The organism is Paenarthrobacter aurescens (assembly GCF_041549525.1).
In the GTDB taxonomy this organism is placed as follows: Bacteria; Actinomycetota; Actinomycetes; order Actinomycetales; family Micrococcaceae; genus Arthrobacter; species Arthrobacter aurescens.
Map to the genome: position 1 here is coordinate 2,538,771 of NZ_CP157456.1, position 23,705 is coordinate 2,562,475.

The window sequence follows — 23,705 nt, forward strand, 5'->3', positions numbered from 1 at the left end:
TTGTGAAATTCGTTGGAGAAACAGCGTAGAAGCGGCGGGAAAAACGGTTCTCGATATGCGACGACGCCCGCCCGGCTGTGGTGACCGGACGGGCGTCGAAGTGCGTCGGCTGCTTAGCCGGCGCCAAAGGATCAGCGGGCTGCAGAACCTTCAACGTAGTCAGCGTCCTGCTGCTGCCAGGAGAACAGGGAACGCAGTTCGCGGCCCACCTCTTCGATGGGGTGCTGCTCTGCCTTGGCACGCAGTTCCTTGAACTCGGTGCCGCCGTTGTCCTGGTCATCGATGAAGCGCTTGGCGAAAGCACCGCTCTGGATGTCCGCGAGGACAGCCTTCATGTTTTCCTTCACCTCGGGGGTGATGACGCGAGGGCCGGAGACGTAGTCGCCGTACTCTGCGGTGTCGGAAACGCTCCAGCGCTGCTTGGCAATGCCACCTTCCCACATGAGGTCAACAATGAGCTTGAGCTCGTGGAGAACCTCGAAGTAGGCGATCTGCGGCTGGTAGCCGGCTTCGGTGAGGGTCTCGAAGCCGTACTGGACCAGCTGGGAAACGCCGCCGCACAGGACGGACTGCTCGCCGAAGAGGTCCGTTTCGGTCTCTTCGGTGAAGGTGGTCTTGATGACGCCGGCGCGGGTTCCGCCGATTGCCTTGGCGTAGGACTTGGCAAGGTCCCAAGCGGAACCGCTTGCGTCCTGCTCCACAGCGATGATGTCCGGGATACCGCGGCCGGCTTCGAATTCGCGGCGCACAGTGTGGCCCGGAGCCTTCGGGGCGATCAGGATGACGTCAACGCCAGCCGGAGCTTCGATGTAGCCAAAGCGGATGTTGAAGCCGTGGGCGAAGGCAAGCGCCTTGCCCTCGGTCAGCTTGTCCTTGATGGAGTCGTTGTAGATGGAACGCTGGTGCTGGTCCGGTGCCAGGATCATGATGACGTCGGCCCATTCGGCGGCGTCGGCAACGTTCTTGACGGTGAAGCCTGCGTCCTCAGCCTTGGCGGCCGACTTGGAGCCGTCCTTCAGCGCGATAACAACCTCGACGCCGGAATCGCGCAGGTTCAGCGCGTGGGCGTGGCCCTGGGAGCCGTAGCCAACGATGGCTACTTTGCGGCCCTGGATGATCGACAGGTCTGCGTCGTCGTCGTAGAACATTTCAGTCACTTGCGTAACTCCTCTTGAGTGGTTTTTCGTAGATATTGATAGTGGTGCTGCGGTACTGGGCTCAACGACGGGCGATTCACGCCGAACGGAGCGCCCTGTCACTCATGGAGCGGGATCCCCGTCCAACGGCCAAGGTGCCGGACTGCACAATTTCACGGATGCCGAACGGCTCGAGCACTGACAAGAGCGCAGCGAGCTTCTCGGGGGTACCGGTTGCCTCAATCACCAACGAGTCTGTGGAGACGTCGACGACTGCGGCACGGAACAGATCTGCAGCCTGGGTAACCTGCAGACGTGTCGCGGCATCCGCACGTACTTTGACCAGGATGTGGTCACGTTGTACGGAAGATTCAGAAGTCAGCTCAACAATCTTGATCACATTGACCAACTTGTTCAGCTGCTTGGTGACCTGCTCGATGAGGTCGCCGTCGGCGTCGACGACTACCGTCATGCGGGACATGCCGGGAACCTCGGTGGGTCCCACAGCCAGTGAATTGATGTTGAACGCGCGCCGGGCGAAGAGGCTGGCCACGCGGGTCAGTACGCCGGGTTTGTCCTCTACCAGAACGGACAGTGTGTGACGGCTCATGCCTAGTCCTCCTCTTCCCATTCCGGGGTCATGTTGCGGGCAACCTGGATCTGGTCATTGCTGACGCCCGCAGGCACCATGGGCCATACCATCGAGTTGGGGCTGACCACGAAGTCGATCACCACGGGGCGGTCGTTGATTTCCAGCGCCTTCTGGATGGTGGCGTCGATGTCTTCGTCGCGCTCACAGCGAAGTGCTGCGCAACCGTAGGCATCAGCCAGTTTCACGAAGTCCGGAATGCGGACGGTGTCGTGGCCTGTGTTCAGGTCCGTGTTGGAGTAGCGGCCCTCGTAGAACAGTGTCTGCCATTGGCGGACCATGCCCAGTGAGGAGTTGTTGATGATGGCCACCTTGATGGGGATGTTGTTGATGGCGCAGGTGGCCAGTTCCTGATTGGTCATCTGGAAGCAGCCGTCGCCGTCGATTGCCCACACTACGCGGTCCGGTTCACCTACCTTGGCACCCATTGCTGCCGGAACCGAGTATCCCATGGTTCCAGCACCACCGGAGTTCAGCCAGGCGTGCGGGCGCTCGTACTTGATGAACTGGGCTGCCCACATCTGGTGCTGGCCAACGCCTGCAACGTAGATGCCTTCCGGACCCGTGAGTTCACCGATGCGCTTGATCACGCGCTGCGGGGCGGTGAGGCCGTCTTCGGGCTCGGTCCAGCCCAAGGGGTAGGTATCGCGAAGGTTGCCCAGGAAGGCCCACCAGGAATCCAGGTCCGGGGTCCCGCTCAGTTCGAACTGCGTCTTCACGGCTTCTGTGAGCTCGGGAATGATTTCCTTGACCGAACCCACAATCGGGACATCGGCAGTGCGGTTCTTGGAGATTTCCGCGGGGTCGATGTCGGCGTGGATGACCTTGGCGAACGGGGCAAAGGTCTTCAGCACGCCAGTGACGCGGTCGTCAAACCTGGCACCGAGGGTGATCAGGAGGTCCGCCTGCTGAAGGGCTGTGACGGCGGAAACGGAACCGTGCATGCCGGGCATGCCCACATGCTGCGGATGCGAATCCGGGAAGGCGCCACGGGCCATGAGGGTGGTGACCACTGGAGCGCCGGTTGCCAGCGCCAGTTCCATGAGCTCCGCGGAGGCGTGGCCCTTCACCACACCGCCACCGACGTACAGTACCGGCTTGCTGGAGGCAGCGATCAGCTTGGCAGCTTCACGGACCTGCTTGTTGTGGCCACGCACCACCGGACGGTAACCGGGCAAATCCACCTTCGGCGGCCAGGAGAAGGTCATCTGGCCCACCTGGGCGTCCTTGGCGATATCCACCAGGACCGGACCCGGACGGCCCGTGGATGCCAGGTGGAAAGCCTCTGCCATGACGTGCGGGATGTCATTGGGATCGGTGACCAGGAACGAGTGCTTGGTGATGGGCATCGTGATTCCCACGATGTCCGCTTCCTGGAAGGCATCGGTACCGATCACTCCGCTGGATACCTGGCCGGTGATGGCCACCATCGGCACGGAGTCCATGTGGGCATCCATGATGGCGGTAACGAGGTTGGTGGCACCGGGTCCTGAGGTGGCGATGCAAACGCCAACCCGTCCGGTAACCATGGCGTAGCCTTGCGCGGCGTGGCCGGCTCCCTGTTCGTGACGGACCAGGATGTGATTCATGCTGGAGGCCATCAAGGGGTCGTAGGTGGGCAGGATCGCGCCACCGGGCAAACCGAAAATATCGTCCACGCCGAGTTCTTCGAGCGAACGGACAATTGCTTGTGAGCCGGACATCACCGTTGGGGGTACAACGGTGTTCGGCCCAAGTACAGGAGAGAGAGGTGCAGCAGCGTCGACGACGACGGCCTCAGCCGTACGGTCGACCTTTTCCGGAGCTTTGTAGGCTCCAGCGGACTTTGCAGCCATCAGCGAGGGGCTGATCGGCGATCCTTTGCTCATCGGACTCTTCCTTAGTGGATCTTCATTAGATGGATCTTGCTTCGGGGAATAAAAAAACCCCTCAGCCTTCCGGCTCTTCGAGGGGTTTGCGCGTGACGGTTCGTTACCAGTCGGGCTAAGCCACGCGCTTGGTAAGGACGACGACGCCAACGGTAACGAATGTGATCATGCGTTCAGTGTTCCCTCTAAGTGAGATACGTGTCAATTGACCACTATCGTATCTCACTATTTGGACAGCGATGTCCGCCTGCCGGACTCCGGCCGTCTCATGACAACCGGAGTCCCAAACAGGAATTATCCGCAGTACGCCCCGGTGGAAGCACTGTGGACAAGCTTTGCGTACTTGGCCAGCACGCCTTTGGTGAACTTGGCGGGAAGCGGCTCCCAGCCCTCCTTGCGGGCTTCGAGTTCGGCTTCGTCAACCAGGAGATCGAAGGAACGTGCGGCAATGTCCACGCGGATGCGGTCGCCGTCCTTCACAAAGGCAATGGGCCCGCCGTCCACAGCTTCAGGCGCAACGTGTCCAATGCACAGGCCTGTTGTGCCTCCTGAGAAGCGGCCATCGGTCAGCAGCAGGACATCCTTGCCAAGGCCCGCACCCTTGATGGCTCCGGTGATCGCCAGCATCTCGCGCATGCCCGGGCCTCCCTTGGGGCCCTCGTATCGGATGACCACAACATCACCCTTGTTGATCTCACCGTTGTCCAGCGCACTCAGGGCGCCCTGCTCGCGCTCAAAGACACGCGCAGTCCCCTCAAAGACGTCGGCATCGAAGCCTGCACTCTTGACGACGGCGCCCTCCGGAGCCATGGAACCGTGAAGGATGGTGATGCCGCCGGTCTTGTGGATGGGGTTGTCCAGGGCGCGGAGGATTTTGCCGTCCAGGTCCGGCGGGTTGATGGAGGCAAGGTTTTCAGCAAGTGTCTTGCCCGTAACGGTGAGGCAGTCACCGTGCAGCAGTCCGGCGTCGAGCAGTGCCTTCATGATGACCGGTACGCCACCGATCTTGTCGACGTCGGTCATCACGTAACGGCCGAAAGGCTTGAGGTCACCCAAGTGCGGAATTTTGTCCCCGATGCGGTTGAAGTCCTCCAGCGTCAGCTCAACCTCGGCTTCACGGGCGATCGCGAGCAAGTGCAGCACGGCGTTGGTGGAACCGCCGAACGCCATGGTGACGGCAATGGCATTCTCGAAGGCTTTTTTGGTCATGATGTCCCGCGCTGTGATTCCCAGGCGCAGCAGGTTCACTACCGCTTCGCCGGACTTGCGGGCAAAGTCATCACGACGGCGGTCTGCCGAGGGCGGGGCGGCTGAACCCGGGAGGGACATGCCCAGTGCCTCGCCGATGCAGGCCATGGTGTTGGCCGTATACATGCCGCCGCAAGCACCCTCGCCGGGACAAATGGCCTTCTCGATCCGGGTGAGGTCTTCCATGCTCATCTTCCCGGCGGCGCAGGCCCCCACGGCCTCGAAGGCATCAATGAGGGTGACTTCCTTCTCTGAGCCGTCTTCGAGCTTCACCCAGCCCGGCATGATGGAGCCTGCGTAGAGGAAGACCGATGCGAGGTCCAGACGGGCCGCGGCCATGAGCATGCCCGGAAGAGATTTGTCGCAGCCGGCAAGGAGCACCGAGCCATCAATACGCTCGGCCTGCATTACCGTTTCCACGGAGTCTGCAATGACCTCACGGGAAACCAGGGAAAAGTGCATGCCCTCGTGGCCCATGGAGATGCCGTCCGACACGGAGATGGTGCCGAATTGCATGGGGAAACCACCGCCGGCGTGGACGCCTTCCTTGGCACCCTGGGCGAGGCGGTTAAGGGAAAGATTGCAGGGAGTGATCTCGTTCCATGAACTCGCAACGCCAATCTGCGGTTTGGCGAAGTCGTCGTCGCCCATGCCCACCGCACGGAACATGCCACGGGCAGGGGCCGCATGAATGCCGTCGGTTACCACCCGGCTACGGGGTTTGATGTCCGGGGTGTTCGTTGTCGCAATCGGGGTGGTCTCACTCATGGTCCAAAGTCTATGTGCACCGGACACTTGCAGGCGCTGTTGCACGCCGGGTTAAGCCCATACTTTCCAATATTGCGGTTATTACCGGCCCTCAGATGTTCACATGTGAGGCATTGAGTTCCTTGGCGATCGCGGCAGCTTCGCTCTTGAGCATGTCCAAAACGATCCCGATAGTGGATCTCGCGGCCACCTCCTGCCGCGACAAAGCCACAATGCTCCTGCTCGCCTTCACCCCGGTGAGGGGGCGAAGAACCAGACCACGCCGCGCGCTTGCCCGGGCCGTGTACCGAGGCAGGAGGCAGATGCCGTGCCCTGCTCCCACCAAGGCCTCAAGCACCCTCAGGTCCGGGTATCGCTGCCCCCTGGAGGCCCGCCTGCCTGCAAGGAGTTCTATCTGGCGAAGGACAGTGTCGAAAGGAAATCCCTCCGGCACTCCTATCCATGGGTAATCAATGACGTCCGGCGGGCTTAGCCGGACTTTGGCCGCCAAGGGATGACCAGCGGGCATGGCCACGTCCAGAGCTTCTTCCAAAAGGGGAACTACCGTCAGGCCTTTCTTGGCGAAAACCTCCGGACCGTTCACACTGTGCGCCAGAACGATGTCGTAGTCGGCCACCAAGGGAGCGAAGTGGGCGGTTCCGGGATCCTCGAAGTGAGCATCAAAACTGAGCCCCTCAACGGAGGCAACCCGGTGCAACACTCCGGGAAGCAGCATTTCAGCAGCACTGGGAAAGAAAGCTGCGGAGACCCGTGTCTGCCAACCTTTCCGGTATGTGTCAATGGTGGACTCGGCCCTGGCCATGGCTGTGGCTATGTCCGATGCCGCGGCGGCCATGGCCAGTCCTGCTTCCGTGAGCTGAACTCCCCGGCCCACCTTCTCCACCAGGACAACGCCGATCTCGGCTTGAAGTGTTTTCAACTGCTGCGAAACGGCAGAGGCCGTGACATTCATTGCTTCGGCAGTTGCGCCAACACTTTGCCGGTCCGCCAATTCGCGCAGAATCTGCAGCCTTTTGAAGTCCATGGAGCCAGACTAGGTGACCGAAGGCAATTAACCGGTCCCGAATTCTTTTCACTCCCTGCTTAGTCAGGAAGCTGATATTTACGGCGAAGCAGCAGGTCAAACGCTGGACAGCCCATAAGGAGGCACGTAACGTCGGGAATACCACGAGCTGCACCCCTGTGAGCAGAAGGGCTTCCACCATGGACTGGTTAATTTGGGTCATTGTCATTGTTTTGGTCGTCGCGATTGTTTGGTGGCTGATGAACCGCAACAAGGCGCGGACAACCGATGCCACCGCAAGCCGGGCTCCGGCCGATGACCGCGTGTCCGGAAACACCGTGACCGCCGCCCCGGCAGCCATGGAGCCAAGCAACACAGCTTCCATGCCGGATCCCGCTGCAACGGCAGCAGGTGTAGCAGGCCTGGCGGGGGTCACCAATTCCGGCAAATCCGCCACGGAGGGCAGCGGCCCCAGGTTCAACGAGCCTGATGTTGCCGACCCGGATGCCACCGAAGCAGATGTTGCCCACGGAGCGTCCCCCGCTGCAGCGGAATCCCCCACTGCAGCAGAACCCCCCACAGCAGCAGACGTGGAGACCGAGCCGCGCGCCGCCGTCGACGATTCTCCGGCAGCTCCCGCCACAGACGCCCGGCCGGCTGCAACTCCGGGCTTGGGCGTTGCCGAACCCGTCATCGCTTCCCCCTCAGTGGCCGAGCCGGTCATTGACGAACCGGTAGTGGCAGAGCCTGTGGTGGACACGGACGCGAAGGTTCACGCGGCCGACGCCGGCGATGCTGTCCACCGGGACTCCGGTTCTGCAGCGGCAACCTCTACCCCGGACACCGGCGGGGTCCTGGCTGAGGACACCGCAAAGGCGGATGCAGCAGCCGATAAGGCCGAATGGGAATCTTCCTGGACGGATGCCGGCGGCACCCCGGTCCATCATCACGAATACACGGACCCACACTCCCCCACGTTGCCGGGCGCGGAGTCCGCTGCAGCCGAAGATTCGGCGGGCTCAGGCCATCTGGCTGTCGAGCACCCTTATGGGACCGGCTCCTCAAGCGCACCAGGGGACGCCTATCCCGTTAAAGCCAGCGCAGCTGCCATGACCTACCACGATGAAGACACTGCCGGCTATGAAGACGCTCCCGCTGACGTGTGGTTCGAATCATCCGCGCACGCCGAAGCAGCGGGCTTCCGGCCACCCCGCCGCAACAGGCACTGATCCGGCGGACGGTCAGGGACACCATGGTTGTGACACATGGCAGGCACCACCGGGAACGGCGTGAACGTTTGGTGCCTGCCATTGCGCTCGCTCTGCCCTTGTCCCTGCTGCTGATCCTCAGTGGATGTACGGGCAGTCCATCCTCGCCCGGAACCGCAGCAACACCGGTGGCCACGTCCGGGGCTCCTGCCACGGAAGGCGGGCAACCAACCACCGCGTCACCAATGGCCCCGGAAGTGGCCCAAAAGCTCGACGTCGGACTCCAGCTGCCGTGGTCGGTAGTCTTCCTGCCCGATGGCACAGCTGTAGTCTCCGAACGTGACTCCGCCCGGATCAAGAGCATCCGCAATGGCCAAGCCGCCACTGTTGGTGAGGTTCCCGGCGTCGACCCCGGCGGAGAAGGGGGCCTGCTGGGTTTGGCCCTCTCACCCGGCTTCGCAACGGACCGGTGGCTTTACGCGTATTTCACCTCCCCGGATGACAACCGGATTGCACGCATGAAGCTGACCGGGGACGCGGGTGGGACGCTGGCTCTGGGTGAGCCGGAAGTGGTCTTTTCCGGCATGCCCAAGGCTTCCACGCACAACGGGGGCCGCATACGATTCGGTCCCGATGGACTCCTGTACGTAGGCACCGGCGATTCCCAACGCAGGGAACAACCACAGGACACCAACGCCCTGGGCGGCAAGATCCTGCGGCTCACTCCGGAAGGCCGCCCGGCCCCGGGGAACCCGTTCGGTGAGAACCCCGTCTACAGCTACGGGCACCGAAACGTGCAGGGACTGGCTTGGGACAGCGATGGACGTCTTTGGGCCAGCGAATTCGGCCCGGACGTGGATGATGAGTTGAACCTGATCACCCCTGGCGGCAACTATGGTTGGCCTGCAGTGACCGGCGCGCCGGGCCGCAGCGGCATGATCGACGCGAAGGTGGTCTGGCCGTCAACCTCCGAGGCCTCACCCAGCGGACTCGAAATCGTTGACGGCATCGCCTATACGGGGGCGCTCCGCGGGCAACGACTCTGGGCGGTTCCACTCGATGGGGAGACCGCGGGCTCGCCTGTGGCTTATTTCACAGGTCAATACGGGCGCCTGCGGGACGTTGCCCGCGCCCCCGACGGCACCCTTTGGGTGATCAGCAACAACAAAAACCCCGATTTTGCGCTGATTCTGAGGGCAGGACGGTAAGGCCGGAGGCGGCGAACCGCTGATTTCACACTTCGGCGGAAGTCGTGTAGAGTTACATGTCGTTGCGGAGATCGCCGGAGAAAGAAAAGCTTCTCAGGCAGGAACCAAATCAACAGCTGCACCTCTAGCTCAACTGGCAGAGCAATTGACTCTTAATCAATGGGTTCCGGGTTCGAGTCCCGGGGGGTGCACCAAGGAGAAGGCCTTGGAGTGATTATCACTCCAAGGCCTTTTTGTGTTTTGCGGGACAACTCATTCAAGACAACACATGGCGTTCATCACGCCCTGCGCATTCTGGTCCCCAGGCACAAAAAAGTGGTGTAGAGTTATTTGTCGTTGCGGAGGTCAACGAGGAATGCGAATTCCCCGAATAAGCCGAAACAATAGCCGCACCTCTAGCTCAACTGGCAGAGCAATTGACTCTTAATCAATGGGTTCCGGGTTCGAGTCCCGGGGGGTGCACCACAATAAAAAGGCTCCGGATCGTAACTACGATCCGGAGCCTTTTTCTTTCCATGCCGGGGCTTCCCCAAGGAAGCCCCGGCCACAGGCTTACGTCAGACTTGCGGCAAGTCAGTGTCGATCTCGTGGGCTTGCTGTTCCGGCGCCGGCAACCCGGCCAGGCCGCGGACAACGATCCGAAGTTCCTCGCGAAGCCTTGCGGTGTCCACAGCAACGGGCGACAAAACATCCTGCTCAAGCTTTACTGCTTCTGCAAGAGCTGCAATACCGGCGTCAGTGAGGGTCACCACGTGACTTCGGCGGTCCGAATCGCTGCGTTGCCGGGTCACATGCCCGTGCAGTTCAAGCCTTGCGAGGGTAGTACCCATCGTCTGGGCCTTGACCCTCGCAACTTCGGCCAAAGCCGCCTGGGTGATGGCACCCTTGGCAGCCAACACCTGCATGGCAATGACACCGGCGTGGGTCAGGCCGATGGACTTCAATTTTTCGTTCCACGAGATTTCCACCAGGCGCGCAGCTGTCGAAAGCAAACGGGTGGTGGGCCATCTCTCCATATCTGGCATGCCGACAGTATATGCGCGGAAGCGGTGAGGGCGCGGCCTCTGGCACTAAACTGAGAAATCGCGAACACTGGCAAGGAGCATATTTTGGCTGAACGACTTATCCCGGGGGACATCGCCCCGGACTTCACACTTGAGGATGAAACCGGCAAAAGCGTGAGCTTGTCGGACCTGCGCGGTCGCAAAACCATCCTCTATTTCTACCCGGCAGCTTCCACTCCCGGATGCACCAAGGAAGCCTGCGATTTCCGCGACACGCTGGGGTCACTGAAAGCTGCCGGTTACCAGGTTGTTGGCGTCTCCCCCGATTCCGTCAAAGCACTTGCCAAGTTCAGCGAAGAAGAACAGCTGAGCTTCCCGCTGCTCTCGGACGAGGACCACGCAGTGGCCGAGGCCTACGGAGCCTGGGGTGAGAAAAAGAACTACGGGCGCAGCTACATGGGATTGATCCGGTCCACGCTGGTGATTGATCCCGAGGGAAAGGTTTCCCTGGCCCAGTACAACGTGCGTGCCACTGGGCACGTTGCCAAGCTCCGGCGGGATCTCAAGCTGGACAACTAACAGGTACACTGGAGGCCGGTATATGGCAGTTGCCCTTCTTTCAGACGGTCCAATTGCCTGCCAGCGCGAGTGGTGAAATTGGCAGACACGCAGGATTTAGGTTCCTGTGCCTTCGGGCGTGGGGGTTCAAGTCCCCCCTTGCGCACAGTTACATCAATACCCCCGGTTGCAAAGCCGGGGGTATTTTTCTCCTCAAGCAGCCGGGGGATCCTGAAGGTGCGCTGAAAGCTGGAAATGTACTGGGAAGCGCACTCAGGACGTTCAACTAGACTGGAATGCGGTCTGGCCGAAGCCGGCCACAGCACTTCCAACCGGCTTGAGGGGACACGAGTGGCAAGCAGCAAAATGCGGCGCCTGGGCATGCAGTTAGGTGCTGCTGTACTGGCATTGGGGATGGCCGGATGCACCGGAACTTCGGTGCCGTCACCGTCGTCGTCCACCGGCGACTCCCCCGCCATTCTTCCCACGGCAACCTTCAATTTCGGCACCGCGTCCATGCCTTTGGGCCTCGATCCTGCCGTCACCGCCGATTCCGAGTCGTACCGCGTCACCCGCCAGGTCCTGGAAGGACTCGTGGGAGTAGATGGCGAAACAGGCCAAACGACGCCTCTTTTGGCCACGGAGTGGAAAGACAGCAATAACGGGCTGAGCTACGACTTCACGCTCCGTTCCGGCGTGACCTTCCACGACGGCACCGTCCTGGATGCTACGGCCGTTTGCGCCAACTTCAACCGGTGGTTCACCTTTCCGGAGACCCTCAGGAGCCAGGCGCCGGGGATATCCTTCCAGAGCGTCTTCAAGGCCTACTCCGACCAGCCGGTGTTCTCAATCTTCAAGGACTGCAAGGTAGTCTCGGCCAGCGACGTCCAGATCAATCTGACGCGCCCGTTCACCGGATTCCTTCAAGCATTGACCCTTCCGGCGTTTGCCATTTCTTCCCCGGCCGCCTTGGAGGCGCAGAAAGCCAACGTCCTTGACCAGGTCCGGAACGGCCAGGCCATATCCGCTTACGCCGGCCATCCAGTGGGCACCGGTCCCTACGAATTCACAGCGTGGGATGAGAAAAAGCTCACACTGTCAAGTTACAAGGGCTACTGGGGCAACAAGGGACAGATCGCAACCATCAACTTCATCCCCTATGACCGCGCGGAATCACGGCAGCAAGCCCTCCTGGACGGCAAGATCGACGCCTACGACCTTGTGACCTCAGGCACGTTTGACCAATTGGTCAAAAAGGGTGTTCAGATCATCCAGCGCGATCCCTTCTCCGTGATGTATTTGGGGATCAACCAGGCAGTGGCACCATTGGAAAAGCCCGAGGTGCGCCAAGCGATCGAGATGGCGATCGACAAAGAGACCTTGATCCGGAAGTTCTTCATCGACAACACGGCCCAGGCTTCACAGTTCGTGCCACCCAAGCTCAGCGGATTCAACAACAACGCTCCCTCCCTGGGGTACAACCCGGACAAAGCCAAAGAGCTCTTGAAGAAGGCCGGCTACAAGGGTGAAGAACTGAAGTTCTACTACCCCCTCAACGCCACCCGGGCCTACATGCCCACCCCGGAAAAGATCTACGCCGAACTCAGCCGCCAACTGGTTGCGGTCGGCTTCAACATCAAACCCGTTCCGGTTGACTGGGAAGACGGCTACCTCCAACGGGTCCAGTCAGCCGGCGACCGGGGCCTGCATCTGCTCGGCTGGAACGGCTCGTATGCCGACGCTGACAACTTCCTGGGACCGCTGTTCGGTGAAACCCGGGCCGAGTTCGGCTACGCCGACTCCGAGGTGTTCCACAAGATCGAACGCGCGCGGGCCATGCCCGAGGGCGATGACCGCAACGCCCAATACCAGGCCATCAATGCAGAGATCGCGGCTTCAGTACCTGCCGTGCCCATCGCCTTCCCCATCTCGGCACTGGCACTGTCCGACAAGGTTGAAAGCTACCCGGCTTCCCCGGTCCTCAACGAAGTTTTCGCAAACGTCCGCCTAAAGCCTTGACGATTCCCCGCAATTTCAGTATTGAGTCTGCGCGGGGATATTCTGTGACAGCCAGTGCCGCCGCTAACGGAGATTGATCGTGACCTTCATTTCCAAGACTCAACATGCCGACGTCGTCCTTATTGGCGGTGGAATCATGAGTGCCACCCTTGGTGCGTTCATCAAGCAACTTGAACCCACCTGGACCATCTCCCTGTTCGAAAGACTCGACGAAGCAGGGCTCGAAAGTTCCGGCCCCTGGAACAACGCCGGCACCGGCCATGCTGCGCTGTGTGAGCTTAACTACTCTCCCGCAGCAAAAGACGGTTCCGTGGACCCGTCCAAGGCCCTGCACATCAACGAGCAGTTCCAGCTGTCCCGCCAGTTCTGGTCCCACCTTGTGGACAGCAAGGTGATCGGTTCCCCCAAGGGCTTCATCAACACTGTTCCGCACATGAGCTTCGTCATCGGCGATGACCACGCGAACTTCCTCAAGACCCGCTACGAGGCCCTGAAGCCCAACACGCTGTTCCGCAGCATGGAGTACACCGAGGATCAGGACCAGATCGCCAAGTGGGCCCCGTTGATCGTCAAGGGACGGGACCGCAAGCAGCGCGTGGCCGCAACCCGCGCCGCTGAAGGCACCGACGTCGACTTCGGCGCCTTGACCCGTGAACTGACCGATTACCTGCAGGGCAGCGGTGCCGAGGTCAACTACGGACACGACGTCACCAACATCCACCGTGCAGCAGGCGGTGGATGGGACCTCTCCATCAAACACCCCAAGTCAGGTGAGCACGGCCGCATCCACGCGAAGTTCGTCTTCGTGGGAGCCGGTGGCGGAGCACTGCACCTGCTGCAGGCATCCGGCATCCCCGAAAGCAAGGGATACGGTGGTTTCCCCGTATCGGGCCAGTTCTTCCGCTGCACCGATGACGCCATCACCTCCCAGCACAGCGCCAAGGTCTACGGCCAGGCGTCCGTCGGTGCACCGCCCATGTCCGTCCCCCACCTGGACACCCGCTATGTGGACGGCAAGCGCTCCCTCCTGTTCGGACCCTACGCAGGGTTCTCCACCAACTTCCTCAAGACCTCCAGCTACCTGGATCTTCCGCTGTCCATCCGCCCGGGAAACATCATCCCCATGCTGGCCGTGGCCAAGGACAACATGGACCTCACCGCATACCTCATCAAGGAGGTAGCCAAGCGGCATGAGGCCAAGGTTGAGGCCCTGCGCGAGTACTACCCCGAAGCTTCCGGGGGCAACTGGGAACTGATCACTGCAGGTCAGCGTGTACAAATCATCAAGAAGCATCCGCAAAAGGGTGGTGTCCTGCAGTTCGGCACTGAAGTCATCGCATCCCGCGATGGTTCCATTGGCGCACTGTTGGGCGCTTCTCCGGGCGCATCCACCGCTGTGCCCATCATGATCGAACTGTTGCAAAAGTCCTTCCCCAAGAACTTCAAGGGTTGGCAGTCCAAACTCAAGGACATGATGCCGGGCTACGGCGTCAAGCTCAACGAGAACCCGGATCTGGCAGCCGAACTGGAAGCAAGCACCGCCAGGTCACTGCAATTGGACGTGGCCAACGCCGTCCAAGGCTAGGCCACACCCGGGGCTGCGGCCGGTTCCCGTCAGTCGAATCGTCACGTAGACCGCAGGAGTCAATGCAATGTTCCGCTTGGCCAAACTGTCCCTGGGAAACCGGGCCCTGATCGCGCTGATCACCGTCTTTGCGGCGGTGTTCGGCGTGATCACCATGGGTTCACTGAAGCAGGAACTCATTCCATCGATCGAGTTTCCGCAGATCACCGTGGTGACCTCAATGCCGGGCGCCTCTCCGGAGGTGGTGGACAAGCAGCTGAGCCAGCCGCTGGAAACTGCTTTGAACAGCGTCGAGGGGCTTGAGTCAACAACATCGACCTCCCGCAACGGCGTATCCCAAATCACCATGGTGTTCACCTATGGTTCCAACCTGGACCGGGCGCGCAACCAGATTGACAGGGCCATCTCCAACGCCAAGCGGGTGCTGCCCTCCGACGTCGAGCCCCAATCCATAGCCGGCAACATCAGCGACTTTCCGATCGTCTATCTGGCGGTTTCTTCGGACAAGCCGCTGAGCGAACTCAATGCAGATCTCCTGAGGCTGAGCGTTCCGCGTCTGCAGAAGATAGACGGCGTCCGCGGCGCGGATGTAACCGGCGGTTCCAGCCAGCACATCCTGATCAAGCCCCGCCCCGCGGACATGGCAACTACAGGGGCCTCTGTCCAGTCCATCAGCAATGCACTGAAGAACAACGGCACCTTGGTTCCCGTGGGCACCATAGAGGACCAGGGCAAGACCCTCTCCCTCCAGCTGGGCAGCCCTGTGGATTCCCTGGAAATCATCAAGGGGCTTCCTTTGGCCGGGGCAAAGAATGCCGCCACCATCGGAGCCGTTGCCGAAGTCAGCATCGAGGACGACGCCGCCACGTCCATCACGCGCACCAACGGGAAGCCCACGTTGGCTCTTTCGGTTACCAAGAAGCCGGAGGGTGACACCGTGGCGATTTCGCATGCAGTGCGTGACGCAATCGGCCCCATGGAAGAGGAACTGGGCAACAACGCCAGCTTCACACCGGTTTTCGACCAAGCTCCATTCATTGAAAAGTCCATCAAGGACCTCACCACCGAGGGGCTCCTGGGCCTTGGCTTCGCCGTAGCTGTCATCCTGGTGTTCCTGATGTCGGTACGTTCAACGTTGGTCACCGCCGTCTCCATCCCGCTGTCCTTGCTGATTACTTTCATCGGGATTTCCGCCACGGGTTATTCGCTGAACATCCTGACTTTGGGTGCCCTCACCATTGCAATCGGGCGCGTGGTTGACGATTCGATCGTGGTCATTGAGAACATTAAGCGGCATCTGAGTTATGGCGAGCCAAAGCTGACAGCCATCCTGACCTCCATCAGGGAAGTTGCCGGGGCCATCACGGCTTCCACCTTGACTACCGTGGCCGTGTTCCTTCCCATCGCTTTCGTGGGCGACCTCGCCGGTGAGCTGTTCCGGCCCTTCGCCTTGACCGTAACCATCGCGCTGTTGTCATCACTGCTGGTTTCGCTGACAATCGTTCCGGTCCTGGCCTATTGGTTCCTTTCCTCACCCGGAAAGGGCGCTGAGGCACAGGCATCCGCCAAGGAAGCTGCGGAGAAAGCCCGGGAAGCCGAACAACGGAGTCGCCTCCAGCGCGGCTATCTTCCGATTCTTGCCAAGACGCAGAAACATCCCGTCATCACGTTGTCCGCCGCGGCATTGATTCTGGTGGCCACCATCGCCGTCTCGCCTCTTTTGGCCACTGATCTTTTGGGCCGCTCCGGCGAGAACAGCATGACAGTGCGCCAAGTCCTTCCGGCGGGCACCAGCCTGCAAGCCACCAGCGATGAAGCTTCCAAGGTCGAGGAATCGCTCAGGGGCATTGAGGGCATCAAGGACGTACAGGTCACGTCAGGTAACGCCCAGACAGGCTTCGCTGCGCTGACTTCCACCGGTTCGTCCAACTCGACGTTCACCATTGTCACCGATGAGAAGGTCAATCAAAGCAGACTTCAGGACGAGGTGCGCGCCAGACTCGAAGGAGCCGCCGGAAAAGTCACAGTAGGGTCCCAGCAAGGCGGATTTGGCACGTCCTCCACAGTGGACATCACCATCAGGGCCGCGAACTCCGCTGACCTGCAAACTGCAAGCGATGCCATGGTCAGCGCCATGGAGGGTGTCCCGGGCAGCTCTGAAGTGGCCACCAACCTTGCTTCGACGCAGTCGGTGGTCCAGGTCCGCGTTGACCGGGCCAAGGCCGTCGCGGCTGGCCTGACGGAAGAACAGGTGGGTGCATTCCTTGCATCAACCGTCAGCCCCATTCCAGCAGGTACGGTCAGGATCGAGACCAATGACTATCCGGTGCAGATCGGCGAGGGCACCCGCTTCACCAGCATTGCCGCTGTCCGTGCTCTTCAACTCCCCACCTCAGGCGGCGGGGTGCCGCTGCAGGCAATTGCCGCCGTCGAGCAAGTGGACACCCCCGTCTCGATTACCAGCAGCAACGGTCAGCGAACGGCGCGGGTAACCGTGACACCTTCAGGATCCAACCTTGGCAGTGTCAGCGCCGCGGTGCAGGAGCGGCTGGCAGGGGTGGAATTGCCCCCGGGAGTAACGGCTACCATCGGTGGGGCCACTACTCAGCAGGCTGAGTCCTTCCGGCAGCTCGGACTGGCTCTGCTGGCTGCAATCGCGATTGTCTATGTGATTATGGTGGCCGCTTTCAAGTCCCTCATTCAGCCGCTCATCCTGTTGGTCTCGGTACCGTTCGCGGCAACCGGTGCCGTGGGCTTGCTGTTGGTCACCGGTGTTCCGCTGGGATTGCCGTCCCTGATCGGCATGCTGATGCTGGTGGGCATTGTGGTCACCAACGCCATTGTGCTGATCGACCTCATCAATCAATACCGCAAGCCACATAACGGCAGCCCGGGCATGAACGTAGCTGACGCCATCACGCACGGCGCACGCCAGCGGTTGCGTCCTATCCTCATGACGGCCCTGGCCACGGTGTTCGCCCTGACTCCCATGGCATTGGGGCTCACAGGCGGTGGTGGATTCATTTCCCAACCGCTGGCGATCGTGGTGATTGGTGGTCTTGTCTCGTCCACGGCGCTGACTCTGGTCCTGGTCCCGGTTCTCTACAAGCTTGTGGAAGGCCGCCGGGAGAAGAAGGAGTTGCAGAAGGCCCTTCAGGACAAACCACCGGTTTCACCCGGCGACGGCCCCGGGAGCTCCGGATCGGCTGATTTTCAGGATTGGACCACTGGAATGATTCCCCGTGTTACCGGCCGCCGCGCCGCCCATAATCCCGCAGAGTAGCGAAAAACCAGCGAATCACGCTTGATGGACAGGCCCGGGAACAATTCCCGGGCCTGTCCTGTTACAGGTATCGATACATGCAAATGCATCTAGTTTGAGGTACACTGATTACAGCGCCCGGGACCTCGGGCAGGGAGAAAGGCACATCATGCAGATCGGCGTATTCAGCGTCAGCGACATCACCACTGACCCCACCACGGGCCGCACGCCCACCGAAAACGAGCGCATCAAAGCCTCTGTTGCCATTGCCAGGAAGGTCGAAGAAATCGGCATGGACGTGTACGCCCTTGGCGAGCACCACAACCGCCCCTTCTTCTCCTCCTCCCCCACAACCACACTTGCCTACATTGCAGCCCAGACCGAGCGCATTACGCTGTCCACGGCTACAACGCTGATCACCACCAATGATCCGGTCAAGATCGCCGAAGACTTCGCAATGCTCCAGCACCTCTCCGATGGCCGCGTGGATCTGGTCCTCGGCCGAGGCAACACGGCTCCCGTGTACCCCTGGTTCGGAAAGAACATCCAGGACGGGATTGAGCTCGCGATCGAGAATTACAGCCTCCTTCGCAAGCTGTGGGATGAGGACACGGTCAACTGGTCCGGCAAGTTCCGTACACCCCTGCAGAACTTCACCTCCACACCGCGCCCGCTCGACGACGTCGCCCCCTTCGTGTGGCACGGCTCCATCCGCACCCCGCAGATCGCAGAAGTCGCTGCGTACTACGGCGACGGTTTCTTTGCCAACAACATCTTCTGGCCCAAGGAGCACTACCAGCAGCTGATCGGGCTGTACCGTGAGCGCTACGAGCACTACGGACACGGCGCGGCGGACCAGGCAATTGTTGGTCTTGGCGGACAGTTCTTCATGAGGAAGAACTCCCAGGATGCGGTGAAGGAATTCCGTCCGTACTTCGACAACGCGCCGGTTTACGGGCACGGGCCTTCACTGGAGGACTTCACCTCGCAGACTCCGCTGACCGTGGGCAGCCCGCAGGAAGTGATTGAGAAAACGCTGACGTTCCGCGAAGCCTTTGGTGACTACCAGCGCCAGCTGTTCCTGATCGACCACGCCGGCCTGCCTTTGAAGACGGTACTGGAGCAGTTGGATCTCTTCGGCGAAGAAGTCCTGCCGGTACTGAGGAAGGAATACGCTGCCATGAAGCCAGCCCACGTGCCTGACGCACCAACGCACGCCTCACGCGTGGCTAAAGCCTTGGAAGCAAAGGTCAGCGAATCAGCCACCGCAGGTGCTGCGGGGCAGGACGCCTGATGTCCAGCCCTTCGGCGTCCTCCGCGGTTCGCCTCGCCGCCGAGACCTGGGAGTCCTTGTTCCGCTCCCAGGTGGCGGTGATGCGAAAGCTTCAGTCGGGACCGGCGTTCAAAACACTTCCCGTCAAGGAATACGATGTCCTCTTTACGCTGTCCAAGTGCCCTTCAGGTCAGCTCCGGCTCAACGAAATCAATGACAAGGTCCTGTTGAGCCAGTCCAGCCTGAGCCGCTTGGTGGACCGGTTGGAGAAGCGCGGGTTGGTGGAACGGACAACAGCCCCCGACGACGGCCGCGGGGTCCTGCTCTCACTCACCCCAGCGGGGAGTGAGCTCCAAAAAACAATTGGCCGGGAACATGTGCGGGACATCGCCAATCTGGTGGCACCTGCCCTCACAGCCGACGAGCAGCAGGAACTTCTGCGGCTGACGGAGAAGCTCCGCGCTTCGGTTGCCGGTCACTAACGCAAGCTGATGAGCTCCCGGGGGTCCTCCACCGGGAGCTCTCCGTTAACGGAGGCACTGACCTTGAGCGTTTTCAGGGTCAGGCTGCCGCCCACCGTGGACAGGAACGCCGTGTCAGAAGAATCCCGCCCTGCGGTGATGCGGAGCATGGATTCACGGGGGGCCAGTCCGGTGGGATCAATAATGTGCCACGCACCGTTGATGTGGGCCTCGGCAACAGCATGGAAATCCATGGGGCTCAATCCGGGCGCATATACCGCAGCCAAACGGGCGGGGACGTCCTTGGACCGCAATAGTGCAATGGCAAGATGTGCGAAGTCCCGGCACACGCCTTTCCGGTGCAGCAAGGTTTCCACGGCTCCATCAGTGCCCCGGGAAGATCCGCTGACGTAGCGCAGTTCCCCGTTGACCCAATCCCGGACTGCCTGGAGCAGCTCGGCGCCGTGCAGGCCTCCGAATTCGGCGTAGGAGGTAGGCAGCAACCTATCGGACTCCGCATACCGGCTGGGCCTGACGTACCTGATCAGTTCCATGGGACTGGAAGTGTCCGGCTCCCCGAAACCGTGAACCGTAGCCCGGTAATCCACTGTCACCTCACTCGGCTCGGTGAACTCCAGGTAGTGGAAACGGCCCCCGTGGTGGTCGCTGAGTTCGGCAAAAGGAACCTCAATACCATCACTGGTGATGGAGAGATTTTCCGCCAGGGACTCGTAACCATCATTATTGGCCACGGCGATGGCCATGGCCACCTTAGTGTTGGCTGCGGTCTTGAAAACGAGCGAGGCAGCAACATTGCGTTCCATTGATCTCCGGGGTGGGTGTGCGGCGGATGGCCCCATGGCCGCCGTGTGGGTGGATCAGCCAATCGCAGGGCTACAGATTGACCTTCAGAGACAGTAGCATCCGCTGGACATTGGCGAATTCAGAACCGTGGACGGCATACTTCGCGGCCAGGTCCAATGTATCGAAAGCCTTGGCCGGGGCAACCTTCTCATCTGCAGCAAAGGCATGGATCGCCGGGACGTCGCCAAAGGAGATATCTCCCTTCCCGGCAGGTCCCAGGACCCGGTTCCTCAGTTCACAGGACTGCCCGTCAACACCGGCCACCATGTTGGTAATGCCGTAGGAGCCAAAGAATTTGTAGCCCTGCACCACCCGGAACACCACGCGGGGGTCAATGGTGTCCGGGCCATCGGAGTGCGGGATGTCCAAAGGCACGCTGCTGATCACCACGTAGGGGCGTGCCTCGCCAGGCGGGCAGGAAGCAGGCGCGGCGGTTGGCAGACCTGTGTGAAGCGTGGCCAAGTAGCGCCCTTCGGCATCCTTGACCTCTACCTTCACAGCGTTGGGCAACGATCCCGCCTCCGGCGTCACCGACTGCGCTATCCACTCCTGCGGCAGTTCGAAGCTGACGGTTTTGGCGGAGTCCGTGTACGTCTTCCAGGACACCGCCGTTGCTGCCGGACTCGCTCCCGGGCTGGCCGAAACGGTGCTGCCGTCTGTTTCAGTGGGTGTTGCCGAAGGTGAGCCACCCGCGGCGCCAGATGCCGGCGTCGTAGCTTCCGGTGTTGCCGACCCCGATTCGGAGGTGTTGGGCCGGGAAATGTCAGTGGAAGTCACTTGCGGGCCCTTGTTTTCAGCAGTGCACGCTGCCGTCCCGGCGATGAAGGCCACAGCCAGTGAAATTGCGGCAAGTCGCTTGGCAGTACTGCGCAGGTTCAAGGTGCCGTTCATGACCTCAGCCTATCGGCGGCACTGCTGCGACACGCACAGGGCTAGGCTGAGGGTATGGCTCCCGATCAGCAGGACTATTTCGAGGACGATGTCCCCACCATGTCAGCGGTTGATATTGCCGACTGGCGCCTGCGGACGTTCGCCCTCTACGACAAAGTGCGTCAGCTCGCAGCTACCAACCCGTTCGACGCCCACGTGTTCTGGCGGCAGGAACGGGACCTGATGTTTGCTACGCATCCAGCCTCGGCGTTGACCCCCGGGTTGAAGGCCTCATTTTCCGGACTGAAAACGGCAGACTACGATCCTTCCTTCCGGAGGTACGCGGTCCTCTCTCCTGTTGGAGCCGGGCAGGAAATGAACGTCCAAACGGGCACTGACGGAGTGGTGCCCTTCACCAGAATCGGCACATTTGAGTTGCCCGGGCTGGGTTCATTGGCTGCATGGCGGCTTCGCAGCTACGGCGGCGGTATCTTTGTGCCTTTCCGGGACGCAACGGCCGGCAAGGACGGCGGAAGCTACGGGGCCGGCCGGTATCTGCTGGACACCGTCAAGGGCTCATTTCATGGAACCCGGGGGGCCGGCGCCGAACAGGAGTTTGTCCTGGACTTCAACTTCGCCTACAACCCCTCCTGCGCGTACAACGAAGCCTGGGCGTGCCCGCTGGCCGGGCCAGCCAACCGGCTGGAAGCAGCGGTGCCTGTAGGAGAGCTCTACCTGGGCTGACCCAACAGCCCGCCAGGGCCAAAAACGGCGAGCGCGGCTACTGCCGCCAGAATGGTCAGTGGTGCCACCACCAAGCCAAACACCGCGTATCCCTTCCATTTGATCAACACGTTCATCCGCACCAAACGGTCATGCCATAGCAGGGTGGCCAGGGAAGCCCACGGTGTGATCAACGGCCCCGCGTTCACCCCGACCAGCAGCGCCGCCATGCGCTCGGGGCTTCCGGCCAGAGGCTCGGCCAGAAGGTAGGCAGGCAGGTTATTGACCACGTTGGATCCCAGGGCGCCGGTCATGGCCAGCCTCAGAAGTTCAACAAACCCGTGTCCCTCGCCGGCCACCTGCCCCAGCAGTCGGGAGGCACCGAGGTACTGGGTTGCCTCCACCACCAGGAAAAGTCCGCAGGTGAACAGCAGCAGCGACCACGGAATCAGGGTCACTTTGAGTACCTTGGGGCGGCGGATGGCGAAAATGACCGCCAGTATCGCTGCTGCTGCGGTGGCAGGAATCCAGATTGCAGCCCCGGAGATGAGTGCCGGCAGGAGTAACAGCAGGACGGCGGCACTGCCCGCCAGCAGGACTTTGTCATTGCCGGCGCTCAGCACTTTGTCATTGCCGGCGCTCAGGGATGCCCTGTGGGCCGGTCGGGCGGAATCAAGGGCGTAACTCCTGCGAAGTTCGCGCCGAAACACCAGAGCGATCAAGGCCAGGGGAACCAGGACGGCGGCCAATGACGGCGCCCACATCAGTTGGGCAAACTGTGCGGGGCTGATGCCGCCCAGACTGTGTTGGGCAAGCAGGTTGGTCAGGTTGGAGATCGGAAGCAACAAACTGGCGGTGTTTGCCAGCCACACTGTGGTCAGGGCGAACGGCAGGACAGGAAGGCCCGCTTGGCGGGCAACCGTGACCACCACCGGGGTGAGGAGCACCGCGGTGGTATCCAGCGACAGAAAAACAGTGCTCACCGTGGCAAACAGGGCCAAAAGCAGCCACAACAGGACGCTGCGGCCCCGCCCCCAAGCCCGGATGTGGCGGGCAATCCATTGGAAAGTGCCGGCTTCACTGACGAGCTCAGTGACCACAGTCATGGCCACAACAAAGCCCAGGATGGGTGCCACCCGGTCCACGAGGACCGTCACTTCCTGCCATGGCAGGACACCCGTAGCCACGGAAATCCCACCAGCCACGAGCAGGACCAAGCCGATGATCGCCAGACGCATGGAACGGATTCTAAGCCCGGGTCCTGTGTTCTTCCTGCAGGGCAGATCATGGTGGCGGGGCGGGAAGAAGGCGTCACCGTCTTGTAAGCAATGGCGTCCCCAAAAACCCAGCGGGAAGCCTAGCCTTGGAACATGTTCACAGCGTGGAGAATGAACCGGTTGCGGCAGGTCATCCGGGCTCACAGAATCCTGGCACTTGCGGTAACGGTGTTGGTCCTTTCCGTAGGGATAGCCGGGGCTGCACTGTTCCAGCCGTGGCGCATTTTTACCAGCAGCAGCGTTTATGAAGCATTGCCTGCCACACCAGGTTCAGCGAGCATTCCGGCCCCCGTGTCCACGTCACTTCCAACTCCACTCCCGGCACCAGCAGCTCCGGTGACTCCGGTGACTCCGGTGATTCTGAGCTCGGGCACTTTCGAATCCCAGGAACATGTGACCACGGGTACTGCCCGGCTGGTGCAACTGCCTGATGGTAGTTATCTGCTCCGCCTTGAGGACCTTGCCAGCAGCGACGGGCCGGACGTCAAAGTCTGGCTGAGCAGCCTGGAAGCCGGGGGCGACTGGTTCAAGTACCGGTCCGGAAGATATGTGGACCTGGGGGCGGTCAAAGCCACGCACGGCAATCACAACTACCCCGTCCCTGCCGGCACGGACATCGCGGGGCTGACATCGGTGGTGTTGTGGTGCGACCGCTTCAGCGTGGCCTTCGGATCCGCACCTCTGACCTAAGGCGTTGCGGGGCCCGCTTTGCGGGCCAACA

The 23,705-nt window shown here is 61.2% G+C and carries 19 protein-coding genes and 3 tRNA genes; 13 read left to right on the plus strand and 9 right to left on the minus strand.

Annotated elements, in window-relative coordinates:
* Positions 1-131: 131 nt before the first annotated feature.
* The 5 genes from ilvC to ABI796_RS11770 all read right to left on the minus strand — a co-directional run bounded on the left by ilvC (position 132) and on the right by ABI796_RS11770 (position 6,693).
* Positions 132-1,157: a ketol-acid reductoisomerase gene (ilvC, locus tag ABI796_RS11750; protein ID WP_141285198.1), complete on the minus strand. Its 1,026-nt coding sequence runs from the start codon at positions 1,155-1,157 to the stop codon at positions 132-134.
* Between the two features lie 76 nt (positions 1,158-1,233).
* Positions 1,234-1,746: an acetolactate synthase small subunit gene (gene ilvN / locus ABI796_RS11755; protein ID WP_011775174.1), complete on the minus strand. Its 513-nt coding sequence runs from the start codon at positions 1,744-1,746 to the stop codon at positions 1,234-1,236.
* Positions 1,747-1,748: 2 nt separating this feature from the next.
* Positions 1,749-3,653, minus strand: a complete 1,905-nt coding sequence (locus tag ABI796_RS11760; protein WP_141285196.1) for an acetolactate synthase large subunit — start codon at positions 3,651-3,653, stop codon at positions 1,749-1,751.
* Between the two features lie 294 nt (positions 3,654-3,947).
* Positions 3,948-5,669, minus strand: coding sequence for a dihydroxy-acid dehydratase (gene ilvD / locus ABI796_RS11765; RefSeq protein ID WP_141285194.1), 1,722 nt, complete (start codon positions 5,667-5,669; stop codon positions 3,948-3,950).
* A 91-nt stretch (positions 5,670-5,760) separates the two neighbouring features.
* Positions 5,761-6,693: a LysR family transcriptional regulator gene (locus ABI796_RS11770; RefSeq protein WP_141285174.1), complete on the minus strand. Its 933-nt coding sequence runs from the start codon at positions 6,691-6,693 to the stop codon at positions 5,761-5,763.
* A gap of 179 nt (positions 6,694-6,872) precedes the next feature.
* Between ABI796_RS11770 and ABI796_RS11775 the strand changes: the two genes are divergently transcribed.
* From ABI796_RS11775 to ABI796_RS11790, 4 genes are all read left to right on the plus strand, one after another.
* Positions 6,873-7,901, plus strand: a complete 1,029-nt coding sequence (locus tag ABI796_RS11775) for a hypothetical protein (RefSeq protein WP_246095861.1) — start codon at positions 6,873-6,875, stop codon at positions 7,899-7,901.
* 23 nt (positions 7,902-7,924) lie between these two features.
* On the plus strand, positions 7,925-9,088 hold the full coding sequence (locus tag ABI796_RS11780; RefSeq protein ID WP_141285171.1) for a sorbosone dehydrogenase family protein: 1,164 nt from the start codon (positions 7,925-7,927) through the stop codon (positions 9,086-9,088).
* Positions 9,089-9,206: 118 nt separating this feature from the next.
* A tRNA-Lys gene (locus tag ABI796_RS11785) sits at positions 9,207-9,282 on the plus strand.
* Between the two features lie 195 nt (positions 9,283-9,477).
* A tRNA-Lys gene (locus tag ABI796_RS11790) sits at positions 9,478-9,553 on the plus strand.
* Positions 9,554-9,645: 92 nt separating this feature from the next.
* On the opposite strand, the gene ABI796_RS11795 is transcribed toward ABI796_RS11790, so the two are convergent.
* A complete protein-coding gene (locus ABI796_RS11795) occupies positions 9,646-10,113 on the minus strand; it encodes a MarR family winged helix-turn-helix transcriptional regulator (RefSeq protein ID WP_141282691.1) in 468 nt (155 codons plus the stop codon).
* A gap of 84 nt (positions 10,114-10,197) precedes the next feature.
* Here ABI796_RS11795 and bcp point away from each other — a divergent pair, with 84 nt between their 5' ends.
* From bcp to ABI796_RS11830, 7 genes are all read left to right on the plus strand, one after another.
* A complete protein-coding gene (gene bcp, locus ABI796_RS11800; protein ID WP_141282689.1) occupies positions 10,198-10,671 on the plus strand; it encodes a thioredoxin-dependent thiol peroxidase in 474 nt (157 codons plus the stop codon).
* 63 nt (positions 10,672-10,734) lie between these two features.
* Positions 10,735-10,816: transfer RNA gene (locus ABI796_RS11805), tRNA-Leu, on the plus strand.
* Positions 10,817-11,001: 185 nt separating this feature from the next.
* On the plus strand, positions 11,002-12,669 hold the full coding sequence (locus ABI796_RS11810) for an ABC transporter substrate-binding protein (RefSeq protein ID WP_141282687.1): 1,668 nt from the start codon (positions 11,002-11,004) through the stop codon (positions 12,667-12,669).
* Between the two features lie 79 nt (positions 12,670-12,748).
* On the plus strand, positions 12,749-14,254 hold the full coding sequence (locus tag ABI796_RS11815; RefSeq protein WP_141282685.1) for a malate:quinone oxidoreductase: 1,506 nt from the start codon (positions 12,749-12,751) through the stop codon (positions 14,252-14,254).
* Between the two features lie 67 nt (positions 14,255-14,321).
* A complete protein-coding gene (locus ABI796_RS11820; protein WP_141282683.1) occupies positions 14,322-17,537 on the plus strand; it encodes an efflux RND transporter permease subunit in 3,216 nt (1,071 codons plus the stop codon).
* A 148-nt stretch (positions 17,538-17,685) separates the two neighbouring features.
* Positions 17,686-18,810 carry an LLM class flavin-dependent oxidoreductase gene (locus tag ABI796_RS11825; RefSeq protein WP_141282681.1) on the plus strand — a complete coding sequence of 375 codons (1,125 nt, stop codon included), beginning with the start codon at positions 17,686-17,688 and terminating at the stop codon, positions 18,808-18,810.
* Positions 18,810-19,271, plus strand: coding sequence for a MarR family winged helix-turn-helix transcriptional regulator (locus ABI796_RS11830; RefSeq protein WP_141282679.1), 462 nt, complete (start codon positions 18,810-18,812; stop codon positions 19,269-19,271). The genes ABI796_RS11825 and ABI796_RS11830 overlap by 1 nt, the downstream gene beginning before the upstream one ends.
* Here the strand turns inward: ABI796_RS11830 and ABI796_RS11835 are convergent.
* Both ABI796_RS11835 and ABI796_RS11840 read right to left on the minus strand, forming a co-directional pair.
* Positions 19,268-20,074 (minus strand): transglutaminase family protein, encoded by an 807-nt coding sequence (locus ABI796_RS11835; RefSeq protein ID WP_141282677.1) that lies wholly within the window; start codon positions 20,072-20,074, stop codon positions 19,268-19,270. The two genes, ABI796_RS11830 and ABI796_RS11835, sit on opposite strands and share 4 nt — an antisense overlap.
* Positions 20,075-20,144: 70 nt before the next feature.
* On the minus strand, positions 20,145-21,005 hold the full coding sequence (locus ABI796_RS11840) for a hypothetical protein (protein WP_141282675.1): 861 nt from the start codon (positions 21,003-21,005) through the stop codon (positions 20,145-20,147).
* 54 nt (positions 21,006-21,059) lie between these two features.
* Here ABI796_RS11840 and ABI796_RS11845 point away from each other — a divergent pair, with 54 nt between their 5' ends.
* Positions 21,060-21,728, plus strand: a complete 669-nt coding sequence (locus ABI796_RS11845; protein WP_141282673.1) for a DUF1684 domain-containing protein — start codon at positions 21,060-21,062, stop codon at positions 21,726-21,728.
* Here the strand turns inward: ABI796_RS11845 and ABI796_RS11850 are convergent.
* Positions 21,716-22,945: an SLC13 family permease gene (locus ABI796_RS11850; protein ID WP_141282671.1), complete on the minus strand. Its 1,230-nt coding sequence runs from the start codon at positions 22,943-22,945 to the stop codon at positions 21,716-21,718. The genes ABI796_RS11845 and ABI796_RS11850 overlap by 13 nt on opposite strands.
* Before the next feature lie 132 nt (positions 22,946-23,077).
* Between ABI796_RS11850 and ABI796_RS11855 the strand changes: the two genes are divergently transcribed.
* Positions 23,078-23,674 carry a DM13 domain-containing protein gene (locus tag ABI796_RS11855; RefSeq protein ID WP_141282669.1) on the plus strand — a complete coding sequence of 199 codons (597 nt, stop codon included), beginning with the start codon at positions 23,078-23,080 and terminating at the stop codon, positions 23,672-23,674.
* Positions 23,675-23,705 lie beyond the last annotated feature (31 nt).